Source organism: Terriglobus tenax, assembly GCF_025685395.1.
Lineage (GTDB): Bacteria > Acidobacteriota > Terriglobia > Terriglobales > Acidobacteriaceae > Terriglobus > Terriglobus tenax.
Map to the genome: position 1 here is coordinate 2,546,210 of NZ_JAGSYA010000004.1, position 17,769 is coordinate 2,563,978.

The following is a 17,769-nucleotide window of genomic DNA, read 5'->3' on the forward strand; positions in this document are numbered from 1 at the left end:
GGAGAGCCATGACACTTGGACGCAGAAACCAGTGCGGAGGTCGGCTAGCTGTTGACGAGATCCGCAATCTCCGCCAGTTCCGGCGGAAGCTGGGCCTCAAGCTCCAGCTTTTTGCCCGTCATCGGGTGCCGGAAGACCAGCCGCCACGCATGCAGGAAGTTTCTCTCCAGCGGAATGGTTTCGTCGGTGGCCTTGTCTTTCAGAGCTCCGGCGGCGCCGTACAGCGTGTCGCCTACCACCGGGTGGCTGATGCTCTGCATGTGAACGCGGATCTGGTGCGTCCTGCCGGTCTCAATTTTGACCTCGGCCAGCGTGAACCGGCCAAACCGGCCCTCAATCCGCTCCAGCACCTGCACATGGCTCACAGCCTCGCGGCCATCCTTGCGCAGGGTGGTCATGCGTGTGCGATGCACCAGGTCGCGCGCCACCGGCATGTGGATGGTGAACTTGTCCTTGCGGATCCATCCCTGCACCAGTGTGACGTAAACCTTCTCCAGGTCGTGCGCCGCGAACATCTCCGACAGCCTGCGGTGTGCCAGGTCGTTCTTGGCGACGATGATCAGCCCGCTGGTCATCTTGTCCAGACGGTGCACAATGCCCGGCCGCTCCGCTCCGCCAACCTCGCTCATCCTGCCAAAGTGACCCAGCAGGGCGTTCACCAGCGTTCCGTGGTTGCGCGCTTCCTCGGTTGCTCCAGCCCCGGCATGCACCATCATGCCAGCAGGCTTATTGATGACCGCAAGGTCCTTGTCCTCGTGCACAATCTCCAGAGGAATATCTTCCGCAAATGCCTTCAGAGGCAGCGGGCGCGGTTCTCCCTCGATGCTGATCTGTTCGCCGCCCTTCAGCTTCAGGCTGCTTTTGGCTTTCTCTCCATCCACGGAGATCTGTCCGTTCTCCGCCAGCAGTTGCACGCGCGAACGGGAGATCTCGGGAATCGCCTTGGCCAGGTACGCATCCAGCCGCATGCCTTCCGCTGCGGAGTCGGCGGCAAAGCTCCGCACGCCGTCCTCGGACTCCAGCTCTTCCTCGTCCAGTTGCGGAACCACGCGCTCCGGAATGGGCGCAAGATAGCCTTCCGGGACTGCGACGCTCTCCGGATCGATTCCAGGTTCCAGCCCTGCGGCCCGTGCGGCATCACGCGCTATGCGGTACTCATGCTTCACCGTCTGGCGACGCTTTCCCTTGCGGATCATGTTCTTCGATGGCATACGTCTCGTCAGGGGCAGGGCTTTAGCCGTGCCGCAATCCTTCCACTTCAGTCGCGGCTTTCGCCGCTTTGGTATTCCTCTTGCGCCACTCGATCCAGAACGCCGCGGCCAGCAGCATGACTGCCACCATCACCACCTGGTCAGGATTCAACCCGAACGGAGTGGCAATCTCAAAGATCGTTTCCATGCGATAACAATCCACCCAGAAGCGCGCCACCGCTCCAAGTCCCAGCGCCAGCCCGAAGACCTCTCCCGCGCGCCCGCGCCGGGGCAGAAACCACAGCAGCACGGCAAGAACCAGCAGGGAAGCAAACGCGGCATACAGCGATACCGGGTGCAGGCCAATCACCGCATAGATCCCTGGTCCGCGCTGCAGCCTGCCGGGCAGGCTCAGTGTGGCAAGGCCCACATCATCGCCGGAAAAGAAATCGCCGAGGTGCACAAACACCAGCAGCAGCGTCACGCAGATGCCCACGGCATCCAGCGTCTTCAGCACCGGCATTCCATTGCGATGCATATAAACCAGGCACACCACGCCAGTCAGCAGCAGGCCCAGCGTGCTCACGCTCGGAAGTGCCAGTACCACAAGGGGAGCCTGGATAAAGGTCTTCCAGTTCACCAGCACCAGCTCCAGCCGGGACAGCACAAATACCGTCACTACGGCAAAGAAGCCAAGATCCCAGAACTTATTCGCGTCGACACCCGAGCGCCTCGCCACGCGCTGCCCCAGCGCCATGGCGGCCACAATGCCAAGCGCCACGCACGCGCCATGCGTCGGCAGACCGAACTTTCCCCACCGAACAAGCCACGGATGCATAGTTAACAGCTTAAATCAGCGCGAAGAAAGACGCTGCGGCAGCATTAAAAGCGAAAACCGACCCACGGGGCCGTGCAGCGAGGCGCCGGTGAACCCGTCCTAAGACGTTCGGGGAATAGCCGTGGCTCTTTAGGCTTTCCGGACTGGCGGACATAGCACACCGAGCCATATCTACGAGCCATACCCCTGGTTCAATGAATGTTGGTTCAACCAGCGTAGATCGCCGCACCTGCTTAGCAGGCCGGTCTCTGAATTGGATGCTATCGCCCCCACCCACTGTTTGCAAGTTGGCTAACAGTGGATAAAGCCGTCTGCGGTTTTCAAAGAATTTTCTCTTGCTCACCCGCATGGGCGTTGTTACAACAAACACCTCACGACATAAAAAATAGTCTTCACCCTCCGGTCAGCACGATCACCGGATTTTCCCCAGCTTCTGTAGCAAACACTTTTAGAGGTCCGTGACTTTGAAAAAACATCTGGCAAAACTCTTTGCAGCCTTCGTGTGTCTCCTTGCTGCCTCCACCGGTCTTGTAGCGCAGGCCAATCACGTCGTTATCTCAGCCGTGTATGGCGGCGGTGGCAACACCGGAGCCGCGCTGAAGAACGACTACATTGAGCTCTTCAACCCGACCTCGGCAAGTGTAGACCTGTCTGCCTACAAAATCCTCTATGGATCAGCGTCTGGCACATGGACCCCCTATACCATCACCTTCCCGGGTGCCTCGACCATCGCGCCGAACTCCTACTTCCTGATTCAGGCAGCTGCTGGCACCTGCACCGGAGCCGGAAGCTGCACCACCACGGCGCCTGCTCCCGACGCCACGTCGACCGCGGCTCTCAGCGGCGCCGCCGGTATCGTTGCTCTGATTCCTTCAACCGCCAGTGCTCCAAGCAATACCGTTTGCCCCACGGGCTATCTCGACCTGGTGGGATACGGCAACGCGGCTTCCGGCAGCAACCACGCGGTGTGCTATGAAGGAGCAGCGGCCGCTCCCACCCTTTCCAACACTACTGCTGCCAATCGTATTGACCCGTATAACGACAGCAACAACAATGGCGCGGATTTCACCTCGGGTTCCCCGAATCCACACAACTCCGGCAATCCGCCACCTCCGGTCACTCCCACCGTACTCGCCATCCATACGCTGCTTGGCAGCCGTCCCTACAATCCCAGCACCATTCAGGTTTCGCCGTATGCCGGCCAGTTGGTGACCGTGACCGGCGTTGTGATTGGAATCGGTAACAGTGGCTACTTCATTGAAGCCCAGGATTCGGCCCAGGATGGGGATCCTTCCACTCCGGAAGGTGTGTATGTCTTTACCAATAGCGCCCCGGGCAGTTCGACCATTGCCATTGGAAACCTGGTCTCCGTTACAGGATCGGTCGCAACCTACCCAGCCGCAACGGCCAGCCATACACCTGCTACGGAACTGACCGGCTCCACGGCGACTCTTGTCACCGCAGGCGTTGCGCTGCCCACGCCCATTGCTCTCACTGCCTCGACCCTCACGCCTTCCGGCGGCATCTACCAGATGGCGCGTTACGAAGGCATGCGCGTTACCTTCCCCAACCTGGTCAGCATCAGCGGAACCGATGGCAGCATTACAGAAGCCACCGCGACCACGACCTCGAACGGTCAGTTCTTCGCTACCTACCCTGACTACCCGCGTCCTGTCCGCGAACCCGGCATCGACATCCGCGACGCCGTTGTGCCCAATACTCCGGCCAACGTCGCCCGCTTTGATGACAACCCGGAGCGCATCCTCATCGATACGAAGTTTCTCGGCGGTACGCCCGTGGATATCCCTGCCAATACGGTTGTGATGGGCCTGTCGGGCATCGTCGACATGACCTATAGCTCGGATTCCTACTACGATCCGGCTCGCATCCTGGTTGACAGCACCTACACCTTCTCCGGCTACACGCAGGCAAGCACAACGCAGTATGCCGTCGGTGGTGGAACGGGTAAGTTCTCGGTCGCTTCGTACAACGTTGAACGCATGTTCAATACCGATTCGACGGACAACAAGTACTACGATCCGGTCTCGCAGACGGTAAAGACCTCGTCCGCGGTCAACCTGACGCCAGCGGCGTTCGATGCACGCATCACCAAGATCGCGCGCGGCATCCTCGTCAACCTGAATGCTCCGGATATCGTCGGCCTGGCCGAGATTGAAAACCAGGGGGTCGCTGCGGCCATCTCTGCCAAGATCAGCTCGCTGGCCTCAAGCCTCAGCCTTCCCGATCCGGCGTATGCCGCCTATGGCGTCTCTGCAGCGAACGGCACGTACACCTCCGATGTGGGCGGTATTTCTACCGGCTTTCTCGTCAAGCCCTCGACCGTCAGCGTTACCAGCACGCAGCAGATGGGCCAGAACGAGACCTTCAACAGCCCGACCGATCAATCGGTAACAACTCTGAATGATCGTCCGGCCTTTGTTCTGAAGGGTGGCATCATCCGTGGTGCAGGCGTAGCCAACTACCCCATCACGGTCATCATCAATCACCTGCGCTCGCTCTCCGGTATCTCGGACGCGAGCAACTACACCCGCTACAAGAAAGAACTGCAGGCCGAGTCGCTGGCAAAGATCATTCAGGCAGCGCAGACCAACGGTGAGCATGTCATCTCCGTTGGCGATTACAACGCCTTCCAGTTCTCTGACGGTTATACCGACACCATGGGAACGGTCACCGGCCGTATCCTTCCTGCTGACCAGGTTGTACAGCCCGGCGTGCTGATCACCAATCCGGCGGCAACCGATCTATCCACCATCAACACCAATGAATATTCGTACAGCTACCTCGGCAATACCCAGTCGCTGGATCACGTTGTGGTCACCAGCAACCTGATGCCGCAGCTCAGCTCGTTCATGGGTGTCAACATCAACGCGGACTATCCCATCAGCCTCCACGGTGACTCGACGACGGCCTTCTCTACCTCTGACCACGATCCCGTCATCGCCTACTTCAGCACGCCGTCTCCAGTGGCGAGTGCGACCATCACGCCCACCTCACTGACCTTTGGAGCGACGCTTGTCGGCGCGACATCTTCTGGTCAGCAGGTTGTGTTGACCAATACCGGTGAGCGCGCGATCAACCTTGCGAATGTCACCGTAACCGGTCCCTTCGCTTACTCCACCACCTGCGATACGGTCGGCGCGCCAGTCGGCGGTACCTGCAATGTGAATGTCACCTTCAAGCCAACAACCGGCGGCGCCAACACCGGTACGATGACGCTCTACACCAACGGCGGGCCCACCTTCAGTGTGCAGCTTGCCGGTACCGGTGTTGCTGACTTCAGCGTGGCCGGCAACACGGGCACCAATGTCTCGCTGACGGTCACGGCCGGCAGCACGGCAACTCTGCCGCTCACCTTTAGTTCTGTGGGTGGCTTCACCGGGACCATCGCTGTCAGCTGTGCGCTCGTCAAGCCTGCTCCGGGTGTGGTGTGCAATACGCCGGCCAACTTCACCCTGGCAGGAACCACAACGCAGAATGTGACCTTCACGACCACTACGCGGAACGTCGGCAGCGGCGTTGCCATGAGTGGACGTTCCGGTCTGTCGCTTGCGCTGAGCCTGGGCCTTGCCGGTGTGATGATGTTGTTCGCTGGACGCACGCGTCGCTTCGCCCGCCATGCCGGCCTGTTGCTGGTGTTGCTGGGTGTAAGCTTCGCTGCAACCGGCTGTGGCAACAGCTCTGCCAGCACTAACCCATACGGCACGCCTGTTGGCGCATACAACTATACGGTGACATCCACAAGCGGTACACTGTCGCATTCCGTCACCGTTACCCTCAACGTTCAGTAAGCGTAACTTAGTTGTTGCAAAAGAGGGATGCGCTTATCGGCGCATCCTTCTTTGTATTTCTCACGACAGGAAAAATTTCCTGTCGGTTCCGTAGGCAAGCGTGAGTCAGGTCATGTACTATTCCCGCTCAAATGCTTCACGGAGGTACGCGCCTGACCCCGCAACGCCATCTCCGCTGCTACTTCCCCGTCTATGCCCTTCCCGGTATGGGCCCTTTTTCTTATGGAGCCATGCAGGCCATTCGCGATGCAGGCTATGAAGGAGTGCAGTTTCACGATCCCCTGCATGGTCCCGAACTGGACGAGGCGCTGACGCTCGGCCTGGGAGCAGCCATGACGGGCCACATCAACTGCGCGCAGGATGCCATCCGCCTGGCCACAGAGGCACGGCTTGCCGGGCTGGAGTGTATTTCAGTCGGTGTTGGCACTGGCCTCGAAGAAGACGATGCCGCTGTCCGGCTCATCGAGTCCGTACTGAATGCCTCTGCCAAGTACAGCGTGCCGCTCTATGTGGAGACGCGTCGCGCCACGCTTTTTCAGGACATGTGGCGCGCCGTGCACTTTCACCGTCGTTTCCCGGCGCTCGAATTCAACGGTGACTTCTCCCACTGGTATACCGGGCAGGAGATGGTTTTCGGCGGCTTTGAAGAGAAGCTCGCCTTTCTGCTGCCTTTGCTCGGCTGCGTACGGTTCCTTCACGGCCGCATCGGCGATTCAGAGACGATGCAGATTGACCTGGGCAACGGAGACATCAGCCTCCATCCGGATATCGCGCACTTCCGTGCCCTGTGGAAGCGTGTCTTCACGGGCTTTCTCACGGCCGAGGGGACAAAGCAGCCGTTCCTTACCTTCGCTCCGGAACTGCTGCCGCCCCGCAATCTACCTATGGATGCGCCGGAACCCTTCAACCGCTGGCAGCAGTCTCTGTTGCTCTGCAGTATTGCGAAGGAGTGTTTTACAGAAGCGGTACAAGAGCTTGGTCGCCCCTCCGCAGACGCTGTAAAACGTGTGCGCCGTACGGCTTAATAGGTCTGGTGAATCGCGACGGAGAGCTACTACCTGCGCGAGGGCGGCTTCTTGTGTAAGAGCTCTAGCTCTTGCAAGGATTAAGCAGCGGCCTTCAGCCCACTAAAGCAGTCATCAGGAATGAAGGGCTTTAGCCCTGGGCTCTTTGCTGGCAACCCAGGACTAAAGCTGATGTTTAGTTCTTCGGAATCTCGCTGGCCAGCACCTTCATGTAACGAATAGTCAGGCGGCGATAGGTGTAGGTGATCTCAAGGTCGCCGTTCGAGTCGACAATCATCGCAGGATAGCTGTACTGCGACGGGCCCTGTTCCAACACCTTGAAGTTGCGGAAGTGTTCGCCATCGGTGCTCACCGCCAGGTTGATGGGCGAGCGACGGTTATAGCTGTGGTTATAGATCAACACCACGCGACCGTCCTTCAACCGCACAGCATCAATGCCGGAGCTGGGGTTTGGCAGGTCGATGTAGTGTGCCTCGGTCCAGGTCACACCGTTATCGTTGGAATCCGCCACCGCAATGCGAGAGGCCTGGCTATGGCTGCGCGCATACAGGCGAAGATGCTTGTTGCCCATGTCCACAATTGCCGGTTGAATAATGCCGATGTTCTTCGTTGGTGGCGGGTACAGCTTCTCATCGGTGCCGTTCACGCCTTCACCCTTGGCCACGTTGCCCAGAGCCTGTGCGGCCTTTGATTCTTCAGAAGGCACATCCAGTGAATCGGGCACGACAATTGGCCCAATCTTCGCCCATGTCTTTCCGCCATTGGTGGAGCGCTCGATCCACACCGCCCATCCGGCGGCGCTCTCAATCGAGCTTCCCGCGACGATGGTGCCGTCGGTCAGGACCAGCGGCTTGGCGCGCACCGGACCAATCAGGCCCGCCGGCAGTTTCTCCACCTTCGACCAGGTCTTGCCTTCGTCGTTGCTGTACATGCGGGCGGCAGCCCACTCCGCCGGGGCCTTGCCGTACTTGTAGTACAGCCACAGCACGCCATCCTTGGTATGGAACAGCACCGGGTTCCAGCAGGGAATATTGGGCTCGCGTGCAAGCTCAACCGGCTTGCTCCATCCCTGGGCGGAGCGGAAGGCTCCCCAGATGGCGACATCGTTATCGCCCTCCTTGGTGCCGCCAAACCAAGAGGCCATCATCGTGTGGTCTTTCAACTCCACGATGGTGGAGGCATGGCTCTCTGGAAAGCTGGTGGAGCCGGGCTGAAAGATAAATTCGTTGATGCTCTGGGCGGCAGCCGGAAGAAGCGAGACGGCAAGAACGGCAGCGGAGACAAGATGGCGCAGTCGCAAGGGGTGAAATCCTCCGCGATCAGGATACAGTCGGGAGACCGATACTTTCACCATCATTTGTCGACAAATGTTCGGCAAATCGAGCACAATCCCGCCCGTCCATCTTCGCCCGGTATAAAGCCGTATCGGCGCGGCCCAGCAGAAACTCCACATCACCGCCCCATTCCAGGCTGTCCATCGTAAAAGCGCCGGCGCTGAGGGTAATGTGCAGGGGGCCGCTGGATGTCTCAAACGGCGTGCTTCGGATCGTTTCCAGTATCTGCTCTGCGCGAATCTGCAGGTTGTCCGCATCGCATCCGCCAAGCACGATGACGAATTCCTCGCCCCCGTAGCGGCCCACGCCGTCATAGGGACGCGCAGCCTGCCGCAGGCGCACGGATGTCTGACGCAATACCTGGTCGCCCACCAGGTGGCCATGGAGATCGTTCACCTGCTTGAAGTGGTCTACATCGCACATCAGCAGAGAAAGCGGCTTGCCTTCGCGGCGGCATCTGGCTATTTCTGCCGTCAGGTGTGTCAGGATGGCTCCGCGGTTGAACAGCCCGGTCAGCGTGTCATGGGTAGCGCGTTGCCGCATCTCCTCACGCGCTTCCACCAGCTTGTCTTCCAGGGTCAGAATGCGCAGTCCCGTCCGCAGCCGCGCCTTCAGCTCTTCCGGATTGCATGGCTTGATCAGGTAATCATCCGCCCCGGCTTCCAGTCCCTGGATGACGTCCGTGCGATCGTGCCGCGAGGTCAGCAACGTGATGTAGACGTAGGAAGCATCCTGCCGCTCCCGCAACTGGCGGCAGACCTCCGGACCGTCCAGGCCCGGCATCATCCAGTCCAGCAGGGCCATCCGTGGCCCGTCCTTCTGCATCAGGGCATCCAGTGCGCTGCGGCCATCCGCAACCGACAGAACCTCATAGCCGCTCTGCGTCAGTATTCGCTCAAACAGGCGGCGCGATACGGCATCATCGTCGGCGATCAGGATCCTCACAGAGCAGCCTCCACCGCCATCTCTGCCAGTGCCTGTTCCACGCGTGGAAGCTCCGTCTCCAGCTCCGCGGTCAATGCCGCGGCACGCATCAGGTCGTTATCGCCGCCCGCGGCCTCAATCCCGGCGGCAAACTGGTAAGCCTGCAGGGCTGACAGATTTCCCAGCGCGCTCTTCAGAGCATGTCCGCTGCGTCGCACCTCGTCGCCGCTGCCGGCCTGGAGCGCAGTCTTTACCGCCTCAATCTGTCCCGGCCAGGTCTCGCGGAAGATGGTCAGCAGCTCTCCCAGGAAGACGCGGTCATTGTCGATCCGCTCCATCAGATCCTCTTCATTGACGGAGCTTTGTAGTGCAGCAGAAACATCCTCCGGCTGCTCCACATCGCGGGTCGAGACAAAATTGTCCAGTACCTCATCCAGTTCCTGCTGGCGCAGCGGCTTGGAGAGATAGCCATCCATACCGGCCTCCAGGCAGCGCTCCTTGTCGCCCTTCATCACCAGTGCGGTCATGGCCACTACCACCTGATGTTGTCCGTTGCCGGCCTCACGCTTGCGAAGCTCACGCGTTGCCTCCAGGCCATCCATCTCGGGCATCTGCACATCCATCAGCACCATATCGAACCGGCCGCGCTCCAGCGCTGACAAGGCCTCGCGGCCATTGCCTGCAACCACCACGCGATGGCCACGCTTCTGCAGCAGGCGTGTGGCCAGCATCTGATTCACCTGATTATCTTCCGCTAGCAGAATATCCAGCGACCGGGCAGGGTCACGCTGTTCCAGCAGCGTGCTGCGTGTAATCATCGGCGCCTCCTTTCCGCGTCCACCATCATGCAACACGCGCGCAATAGCTGCACGCAATTCATTCTGTCGGACCGGTTTCAGCAGGTAGGCCGAGATACCAAGCTGCTCGCAACGGGCGGCATCGCCCTTTTGTCCGCCTGAGCTCAACATCATGATGGTGGCGGCGCCTCCGGGCTTGTTCTGCAAACGCTGGGCCAGGTCAAAGCCATCCATCTTCGGCATGTGCATGTCGGTCAGCAGCAGCTCATAGGGACGCTGCAATCTGTTCGCCTCGTCAATCATACGAAGTGCCTCTTCGCCGCCAGACGCAGAATTCGGCTGCAGGCCCCAGCGCAGCAGGAGACCTTCCAGGATGCGGCGATTGGTGCGGTTGTCATCCACAATCAGCACCTTTGCCTGGGGAAGCTCTTCGCCCGCCACAAACGCTGCAGGAGCCTGCGGCAGCTCCTTCGCCTGACCCAGTACAACGCGGAAGTGGAACTTTGAGCCCTGCCCGGCCTCACTCTCCACCCACATATCCCCGCCCATCATCTGCGCCAGCCTACGCGAGATGCTCAGGCCAAGGCCCGTCCCGCCGTACTCGCGCGTGGTGGAGGTGTCGGCCTGCGTAAAGCTGTCAAAGATCGTCCGCTGTTTTTCAGGAGCAATGCCAATGCCAGTGTCAGAGACGATAAAGTGCAACCGTACGGTGTCTTCATCGGCGCCCTCAGCCTCGACACGCAGCGTTACCTCGCCCTCGTGTGTGAACTTGATGGCGTTACCCAGCAGATTGATCAGCACCTGGCGCAGGCGGCCCGGATCGCCGTGTACGCCCTCCGGCGCATTGGCATCCACGTCGCACAACAGCTCAAGGCCTTTCTCGTCCGCGCGCAAGGCCAGCGTCTTCAAGGTGCCTTCCATGCACTCGCGCAGGTCGAAGTCGATCTCCTCAAGATCCACCTTACCCGCTTCGATCTTTGAGAAGTCCAGAATGTCGTTGATTACATGCAGCAGGGCGTCGGCAGAGAGCTTGACCGTCTCCAGGTACTCGCGTTGCTCGCCCGTCAACTCGGTTTCCAACGCAAGCTCCGTCATGCCGATCACACCATTTAGAGGTGTGCGGATTTCATGGCTCATATTGGCCAGAAATTCGCTTTTGGCGCGACTGGCTGACTCGGCTTGTGCCTTGGCGTCTTCCCGCTCCTGATCGGCCAGCTTGCGTCCCGTAACATCGCGCACAAAAGCTGAAATCAGCCTGGTCTCTCCCCACTCAATCTCTGAGATGGTCATCTCGGCTGGAAAACTATGTCCGTCCTTGTGTCGTGCCGTTATCTCAAGCTGCTTCTGGAGCACACCCCGCTCACCAGCGGTCATGACTTCACGCAGGGCGTCGCTGCCTTGCCGGTCGCGGACAATCAGGTCGTCCATCTTCTTCGTCAGCGCTTCGACACGGCTCCAGCCAAAAGTCTTCTGTGCCTGTTCGTTCCAGTCGGTCACCTGGCCGCTGGGATCAATCTCAAGAAACGCGTCAAAGGCTGACTCGACAATCAGGCGATATCGCTGCTCACTGCTATGGAGCTGGGCCGCCTGCTGCGCAAAGCGGCGGTCAATGGTCGATGTAAGGAAAACCAGCCCCAACATCATCACGGTTGCAATCACAATGCTGAGCAGGCCAAGGTCTGAGATGTTGACGGCGTGTTGCAGGCTGCCGTGTTCCATGGACATGGGCACGTAGCTGGCCGCCGCCATGCCCACATAATGCATCACAGGAATCGCGCCGCCCATCACAATGGCGGTGGCAAGCTTCCACCACCCCCAGCCGCTGGTGGTGGCCCGGAACAGGTACCCCATGGAGATGGCCACGCACGCGATCACAATGGCCAGCACAACGGAAATCGCAACCATCCGCAGGTCGTACTTGCACATCGCCGGCATGCGCATCGCTTCCATGCCGATGTAGTGCATGGAGGCAATGCCGCAGCCCATCAGAATGCTGCCGATGCCGACCTGTACGGGGCCCAGTTTTTCGCGGCTGATGACAAACAGCGCAATCGAGGAGGCCAGCACTGCCGCCAGCCAGGAGACCGCGACTGTCGGCCAGTCATACAGCACCGTGAAGGGCAACGAAAAGGCCAGCATGCCCACGTAGTGCATGGCCCAGATGCCGGTTCCCATGGCAAAGGCGCCGCCGGAAAGCCAGACCTGACGTACCGCTCCGCGGGAAGAACTGACGCGGCCGGAAAGATCCAGGGCCGCACCCGCTGCCAGGATCGCAATAAAAACAGAAACAACAACCAGACTAAGGTCGTAATGTCCGGAGACAACCATCGGCATACCCATTAAAAACGCTGATCCCTTCAACTCCTCCACAGGACGAAGCAGCAGGCTTGCGGCACGTTGCAGGCAATATGGCTCATACACGAATGCTGACGGGGGAGGGATTGCCCCTCCATGCTATACGCATGGAGCAACGGCATGAAAGCATTCTTGCAGGGGAAGGTATGAATCCGTTTCATAACACGACACTCTTTATTGATCCTTCCTCCCGAATCGGGCGCTTCTGCGTTGCGAATGCCAGCTATTCCGGGATTGCGCGGCTTCGTGCCATTGCCGCCCGTCCCCAGGCTTTTTGGTTGGACGGACGTCAGCTTAACCCGGCGCAGTACATCGCCGCAACCCTTCAGGCTGCAGCAGACCAGCTCGTCGTTTTCGTGGTCTACCACCGTCCGGGCCGGGACAACGGCCAGTATTCCGCCGGTGGCAGTACCGACCCCGTAACGTACAGCCAATACATTGACGGCATCGTGCAGGCCACGGGCTACGCCCGCCCGGTCTTTATTGTCGAACCCGACGGCATCGCTGAAAGCTCCGGCTACACCCCACAGCAGCGCGCCCGTCGCAACGGCTGCCTGGCCTACGCCGTGGAACGGCTCGCCACCTGTGGCACCGTCTACCTGGACATGGGCCATCCCGGCTGGCTGGACGCCGAGACCATGCTCGGTTTGCTGGCCGACATACCCGCCACCGCGCATCGTGGCTTTTCCATCAATGTCTCCAGCTTCAATGACGATGCTTCCTGCCGCTCTTTCGCCCGCCGGCTGTATCAGGCCACGGGCAAACCCTCCGTCATCGACACCTCGCGCAACGGCAACGGCTATGTGCCCGGAGACTGGTGCAATCCTCCCGGCCGCAAACTGGGCCGTCAGCCGCTCAGCTACTCGGAAGGCGCCATCGACGCCAACCTCTGGATCAAACGTCCCAGCGAATCCGATGGCACCTGCAACGGCGGCCCACCCGCCGGAGAGCTCTGGCCGGAGTATGCCGCCCGCTTATAGCCGCAGGTAAATCTTCCTGCGGTACAGCACCGCCACCGGCACAAAGCACACGCCCACAAACAGCACCGCGTACACCAGCGACGCCATATATGGGTTGGAGATGTGCGCCGCCAGCGGCTGGTAAATCCACTGCTGCAGGTTCAGCCTGCTGCCGGGCACATGAAAGCTGCTCAGCCCCGCCGCCAGGAACTCGGAAAAGATATACGCCGCCAGGGGATTGGTGCCAAAAACCAGCGCCGGGTAAAGAAGCCGCTTCGCCTTGCCCCGCAGATCAATCTGCCACAGCAGCAGACCCAGCATCAGCATGTCCAGCCCAGCGTTCAGCAGCACAAACGAGCTGGTCCACAGGCGCTTGTTCAACGGGAACCATAGGCTCCACAGCAGCCCGGCCAGCAGGCACGTCGCTCCGGCGGCTCCCAGGCGTTTCGCCGTCAGGTACGACCGTCCATGACGCACAATCCACATCCCCGCCAGCAAGCCCAGCAGCGAAGTTGCAATGGAGGGGAAGGTACTCAGTAATCCCTCCGGATCGTAATAACCCGCCGAATAGAGATGGTTCACCGGCAGCAGGTGACGGTCCACCCATGCGGGCAGGTTGTTGTGCGTATCCATGAACGCAACACCCACTCCCGGCACCGGAGTCCATCTCAGCAGCGCCCAGTAGCCCACCAGGATGCCGGCCGTCAGCACAAAGATCGTCCTCGGCCTCGCCCGCAGGAACAGCACCGTCGCTATAAATGAGCAGATGGCAATCCGCTGCAGCACGCCAAAGATGCGCAGCGTATGCAGATCAAAAAACGGAAATGAGTTCACCGCCAGTCCCAGCACAAACAGCACCGCCGACCGCCGCGCCGCCTGCAGCAGGATGGCACCATGCGTCACGCCTCGCTTCAGCCGTCCCGTCAGGGAGATGGCCACCGAGATGCCCACCATGAACAGGAAGCAGGGAAACACGACATCGGCGATCGTCAGCCCATTCCACGCTGCATGCTCCAGCAGGGCATAGGTGTGCTTCCCATCTCCGCTGGTATTCACCAGGATCATCAGCGCAATCGTCAATCCGCGCAAAACATCCAGTGATGCCAGCCGCGAAAGCACAGGCTTGTCCATAGAAGATTCAGTCATAGGTGGCATGGTGGTCTGGTCTGTCATGAACCGGCAGCTTCCGCTATGGTTACATAGCCACGGATTGTCGCCTGCTGGTGGCGCGGCAGCCAAGGGCATTTGTCCTACATCGCCATGCAAACACTTCTTCGCGCACTGTTCCCGCTTCTGCTTCTGCCCGCCATGCTTGTGGCTTCCGCGCAGCAGCCACGCCATGTCACCTTGTCCTCGCTTCCGCAGAACACGCGCGATCTCTTCCGGGACTCCATGCACTGGGACGAATACTTCTGGGACAGCTCCGCCTCGCTCATCAGGAGCCCGTACTTTGAGGCGCATAAGCCCGAGGCCTTCCGCCACATGGTGCGGGAATCAAGCTGGTACGCCCTCGGTCTTCTGCTGCGCGACCAGCCCGGCGACCGCAAGCGTGCCGCGGCCGTTATCGACGCTGTTTTGCAGCAGCAATATACTGACCCTTCCGCGCGCTGGTTCGGTACCTGGAAGCGCTCTCCCGAGGAGCCCACACCTGGCCCCAACGCCGAGCTCTGGAAAGACTACGACCCCAACTGGCGCATCTTCATCGGCACCACCTTCGCCATCATGCTGACGGAATACACGGACCGCCTTCCCGCATCCCTGCGCCAGCGTATGTACCACGCCATTGAAATCGCGCTCCAGGGCGAGATGCAGCAACAGCGCCTCGTCCCCTCCTACACCAACATCGCGTTGATGTATGGTTTCCTCTACGACTTCGCCTCCATGCACAACGGCAAAATCAGTTGGGCACGCCAGGCCGCGGCGTGGAACATTTCCGTCTACCAGCTCTTCCAGCAGAGCGGCACCTTCCCGGAGTACAACTCGCCCACCTACGGCGGCGTTGATCTCTACGGCCTGGCCCTGTGGCGCGACTACGGCTCCACTGCGCAGATGCGCCGGATGGGCGCCACCATGGAGCAAAGCCTGTGGCGTGAGATCGCCAGCTTCTACCAGCCGGATCTCCGCAACCTCTCCGGCCCGTTCGACCGTGCCTACGGCATGGACATGACCGAGTACGTCAGCGTTGCTGGCGTATGGATGCGCAGCGTCATGCCCGCATCCTCCGCGCCTCTGCCTTCGCTTTCCGCAACCACCGATCACTTGCCCGATATCTGGTTTGCGCCGCACATCGCCATCCTTGGTACAAACATTCCACCGGACGCCCTCACGAAGCTGCAGCACTTCCCCGGCCCGCATGCCGTTCGCCAAAGCATCACACCGCAGCGCGTGGCCACGGCATGGGTTGGGAAAGACATTCTGCTCGGCGGAGAGTCCACCACAAAGACCCTCGGTGCAGGCGCATCCTCACAGTTCCATCCCGTCACCATTCACTGGCGCATGCCCTCGGGCCACATCGGCTGGGTACAGCTCATCGAATGTCCACCGGTCGACGCCGTCGCCGACGAACATGGCATCTCCATCGATACCAGCGGGACGGTGCGCCTTCGCATCCACGCTCCCGGTCTCAGTCAGCAACAAATCAGCGCCACGCTCTGGAAGCTTCCCGGCCTGGATGTTGCCGTAACCGGTAGCCAGGACTTCCATATCAACCAGGGCGAGGATTTTTTTGACCTCACCTACGCCAGCGTCCACCACATGCGTCTTGAAGTGGCCACTCGCTAAAACAAAAGGGTAGCCAGCCTCACGGAATTAAGGTGGGCAGGAAACCACAACGTTCCAACAAGGTCGAACGGAGTATTCCGTTTGCCTCTACTCCGTCAGCTGTGAAACAGTTAGCGCGATGATCTGCCTCGCTGTGAAGGAAGGACCCGTGCAATGACCCGCATGCGAATCGTGAAAGCCATATTGACCGATGCTCACTTTTTGATTCCGGCCGCCGTCCTGTGCCTTGGACTCGCCCTGCTGATTCAGCTTCACTAATCCCGTTCAAATCCTCAGGAATGTTGCTTCACGATGAGCCAAGACCAGAACACTTCCACCCCGCACGATAGCCGCCGCCTGCACTGGGCCGGAGTCGTCTGCGGCCTTTGCGCCGGCGTATGGCTTGGCGCGGCCGAGGCTCCCACCAAGCTCGTCAACGCAGGCCTCTCGCCCTTCGCCGTCTCGCTCTGCATGGTCAGCGGCGTCTTCGCCGCTCGCTGGACTCTGCCCACGCTGCTCAAAGGTACCAGCCAGGTCGCCGGTGACCTCATGCGGAAGAAGTACCTCATCATCTGGGCCCTGCTGGCAGGCATGATGTGGGCTGTTGCCAACACGCTTACCGTCTTTGCTATCCGCGACGTCGGCCTCACCATCGCCTTTCCGCTGTGGAACACCAACTCGCTGATCGGCCTGCTGTGGGGACGTCTGCTCTTCGGCGAGCTGAAGAAGGCCAGCCCCGCCAACATTGCGCGCGTGGTCATCGGGACGGTGGCCATTGTGGCTGCGGCTACGCTGCTTGGCTTCAGCACCATGCACGGCGGCTCCAGCCCATCGCCGCACGCAGTGCAGGGTATTCTTGCGGCGCTTGGCGCCAGCCTGCTGTGGGGAACCATGTACATCCCCTATCGCAAGGCGTACATCAGCGGTATGAATCCGCTCTCCTTCGTCACAGCGTTTACCTTCGGCGAACTCGGCACCGTCTTCGCCCTGGTCTGGTTCCTGGACGGCGGCGCAAAGGCGCCCATCTTCCACACTGTGGGTCTGGAGCATCTGCTCTTCTGGCTCTTCCTCGGCGGCTTCGTCTGGGTCATCGGAGACATCTTCCAGCAGTTCGCCACCAAGTATCTCGGCATCGGTCGCGGCATCCCGCTCTCCAACACCAACCAGCTCTGGGGACTCGCCTGGGGAGCCCTGGTCTTCGGAGAGCTGGCAAACGCCTCCGCCACGCAGCGCATCATGGTCATCGCCGGCTCGCTCATCATGATCGGCGGAGCCATCGCCATCAGCACCGCCGTGGCCACGCAACGCGAGCACAACTCCATGCAGGACATGCTGCAGCGCGAGTGCGACCGCTACAACCTCGACATCCGCGAGGTCGTGCGCGACTATTCCCGGCCCGAGTTTGATTCCAGCGGCAAGCGTTCCATCGGCGACTACGCTATCGTCGCCACGGCAACGGCTGTCTTCCTCTACCTGGGTTTGAAGGCCAGGGTGCCGCAGATCGCGTTTAGCTCGCAGTGGGTGGTGGTGCTGGTCGTCGTCATGCTGGCTTCCGTCGGCGCAGGTATCTTCGCACTTCGCAAGCTATCGAATTCGTAGAGAAGAGTATTTCGATTGGTCGGGGCGGAGGGATTCGAACCCCCGACCCTCTGCTCCCAAAGCAGATGCGCTACCAGACTGCGCTACGCCCCGACTCATTTCGCGGGCCAGCCGAAGAGACCTCGGCGCGCCGCGCTGTTTGATTCTACCAAGGTTGCCCCGGATGGGGTTATAACAGC

At 60.3% G+C, this 17,769-nt stretch carries 12 protein-coding genes, 1 tRNA gene and 1 other RNA gene; 6 read left to right on the plus strand and 8 right to left on the minus strand.

Annotation, left to right across the window (positions count from 1 at the left end):
- Positions 1-44: 44 nt before the first annotated feature.
- The 3 genes from OHL13_RS16465 to ssrS form a co-directional block, all read right to left on the minus strand.
- Positions 45-1,211: an RluA family pseudouridine synthase gene (locus tag OHL13_RS16465; RefSeq protein ID WP_263411214.1), complete on the minus strand. Its 1,167-nt coding sequence runs from the start codon at positions 1,209-1,211 to the stop codon at positions 45-47.
- Between the two features lie 22 nt (positions 1,212-1,233).
- Complete coding sequence (locus OHL13_RS16470) at positions 1,234-2,028, minus strand: prolipoprotein diacylglyceryl transferase (protein ID WP_263411215.1); 795 nt, start codon at positions 2,026-2,028, stop codon at positions 1,234-1,236.
- A gap of 55 nt (positions 2,029-2,083) precedes the next feature.
- A non-coding RNA gene (ssrS, locus tag OHL13_RS18770) (6S RNA) lies at positions 2,084-2,274 on the minus strand.
- Positions 2,275-2,528: 254 nt separating this feature from the next.
- Here ssrS and OHL13_RS16475 point away from each other — a divergent pair.
- Positions 2,529-5,837 carry a lamin tail domain-containing protein gene (locus tag OHL13_RS16475; RefSeq protein WP_263411216.1) on the plus strand — a complete coding sequence of 1,103 codons (3,309 nt, stop codon included), beginning with the start codon at positions 2,529-2,531 and terminating at the stop codon, positions 5,835-5,837.
- A 230-nt stretch (positions 5,838-6,067) separates the two neighbouring features.
- The gene (locus OHL13_RS16480; protein ID WP_263411217.1) at positions 6,068-6,862 is read left to right on the plus strand and encodes a hypothetical protein; all 795 of its coding nucleotides are present in this window, start codon (positions 6,068-6,070) and stop codon (positions 6,860-6,862) included.
- Positions 6,863-7,037: 175 nt separating this feature from the next.
- On the opposite strand, the gene OHL13_RS16485 is transcribed toward OHL13_RS16480, so the two are convergent.
- Genes OHL13_RS16485 through OHL13_RS16495 form a run of 3 tightly spaced genes read right to left on the minus strand, consistent with a single transcriptional unit; the run spans position 7,038 to position 12,257 of the window.
- Positions 7,038-8,162 (minus strand): sialidase family protein, encoded by a 1,125-nt coding sequence (locus tag OHL13_RS16485; protein WP_263411218.1) that lies wholly within the window; start codon positions 8,160-8,162, stop codon positions 7,038-7,040.
- 19 nt (positions 8,163-8,181) lie between these two features.
- Positions 8,182-9,141, minus strand: a complete 960-nt coding sequence (locus OHL13_RS16490) for a diguanylate cyclase (protein WP_263411219.1) — start codon at positions 9,139-9,141, stop codon at positions 8,182-8,184.
- On the minus strand, positions 9,138-12,257 hold the full coding sequence (locus tag OHL13_RS16495) for a response regulator (RefSeq protein WP_263411220.1): 3,120 nt from the start codon (positions 12,255-12,257) through the stop codon (positions 9,138-9,140). The genes OHL13_RS16490 and OHL13_RS16495 overlap by 4 nt, the downstream gene beginning before the upstream one ends.
- Positions 12,258-12,418: 161 nt before the next feature.
- Here OHL13_RS16495 and OHL13_RS16500 point away from each other — a divergent pair, with 161 nt between their 5' ends.
- Positions 12,419-13,252, plus strand: coding sequence for a glycoside hydrolase family 6 protein (locus OHL13_RS16500; protein WP_263411221.1), 834 nt, complete (start codon positions 12,419-12,421; stop codon positions 13,250-13,252).
- Here OHL13_RS16500 and OHL13_RS16505 read toward each other — a convergent pair.
- A complete protein-coding gene (locus tag OHL13_RS16505) occupies positions 13,247-14,404 on the minus strand; it encodes an acyltransferase family protein (RefSeq protein ID WP_263411222.1) in 1,158 nt (385 codons plus the stop codon). The genes OHL13_RS16500 and OHL13_RS16505 overlap by 6 nt on opposite strands.
- Before the next feature lie 87 nt (positions 14,405-14,491).
- On the opposite strand from OHL13_RS16505, the gene OHL13_RS16510 reads away from it, so the two are divergent.
- From OHL13_RS16510 to OHL13_RS16520, 3 genes are all read left to right on the plus strand, one after another.
- Positions 14,492-16,012 carry a hypothetical protein gene (locus tag OHL13_RS16510; RefSeq protein WP_263411223.1) on the plus strand — a complete coding sequence of 507 codons (1,521 nt, stop codon included), beginning with the start codon at positions 14,492-14,494 and terminating at the stop codon, positions 16,010-16,012.
- A gap of 153 nt (positions 16,013-16,165) precedes the next feature.
- Positions 16,166-16,270 (plus strand): translocated intimin receptor Tir, encoded by a 105-nt coding sequence (locus OHL13_RS16515; protein WP_263411224.1) that lies wholly within the window; start codon positions 16,166-16,168, stop codon positions 16,268-16,270.
- Positions 16,271-16,303: 33 nt separating this feature from the next.
- Positions 16,304-17,590: a DMT family transporter gene (locus OHL13_RS16520; protein ID WP_263411225.1), complete on the plus strand. Its 1,287-nt coding sequence runs from the start codon at positions 16,304-16,306 to the stop codon at positions 17,588-17,590.
- Between the two features lie 16 nt (positions 17,591-17,606).
- Here the strand turns inward: OHL13_RS16520 and OHL13_RS16525 are convergent.
- Positions 17,607-17,683: transfer RNA gene (locus tag OHL13_RS16525), tRNA-Pro, on the minus strand.
- Positions 17,684-17,769: the final 86 nt, after the last annotated feature.

What these genes read in the sequence shown, in the direction of transcription:
- OHL13_RS16465 (WP_263411214.1), bottom strand. Translation starts at nt 1,211, where the DNA reads ATGCCATCGAAGAACATGATCCGCAAGGGAAAGCGTCGCCAGACGGTG.
- OHL13_RS16470 (WP_263411215.1), bottom strand. Translation starts at nt 2,028, where the DNA reads ATGCATCCGTGGCTTGTTCGGTGGGGAAAGTTCGGTCTGCCGACGCAT.
- OHL13_RS16480 (WP_263411217.1), top strand. Translation starts at nt 6,068, where the DNA reads ATGCAGGCCATTCGCGATGCAGGCTATGAAGGAGTGCAGTTTCACGAT.
- OHL13_RS16495 (WP_263411220.1), bottom strand. Translation starts at nt 12,257, where the DNA reads ATGGGTATGCCGATGGTTGTCTCCGGACATTACGACCTTAGTCTGGTT.
- OHL13_RS16500 (WP_263411221.1), top strand. Translation starts at nt 12,419, where the DNA reads ATGAATCCGTTTCATAACACGACACTCTTTATTGATCCTTCCTCCCGA.
- OHL13_RS16505 (WP_263411222.1), bottom strand. Translation starts at nt 14,404, where the DNA reads ATGACAGACCAGACCACCATGCCACCTATGACTGAATCTTCTATGGAC.
- OHL13_RS16510 (WP_263411223.1), top strand. Translation starts at nt 14,492, where the DNA reads ATGCAAACACTTCTTCGCGCACTGTTCCCGCTTCTGCTTCTGCCCGCC.
- OHL13_RS16515 (WP_263411224.1), top strand. Translation starts at nt 16,166, where the DNA reads ATGACCCGCATGCGAATCGTGAAAGCCATATTGACCGATGCTCACTTT.
- OHL13_RS16520 (WP_263411225.1), top strand. Translation starts at nt 16,304, where the DNA reads ATGAGCCAAGACCAGAACACTTCCACCCCGCACGATAGCCGCCGCCTG.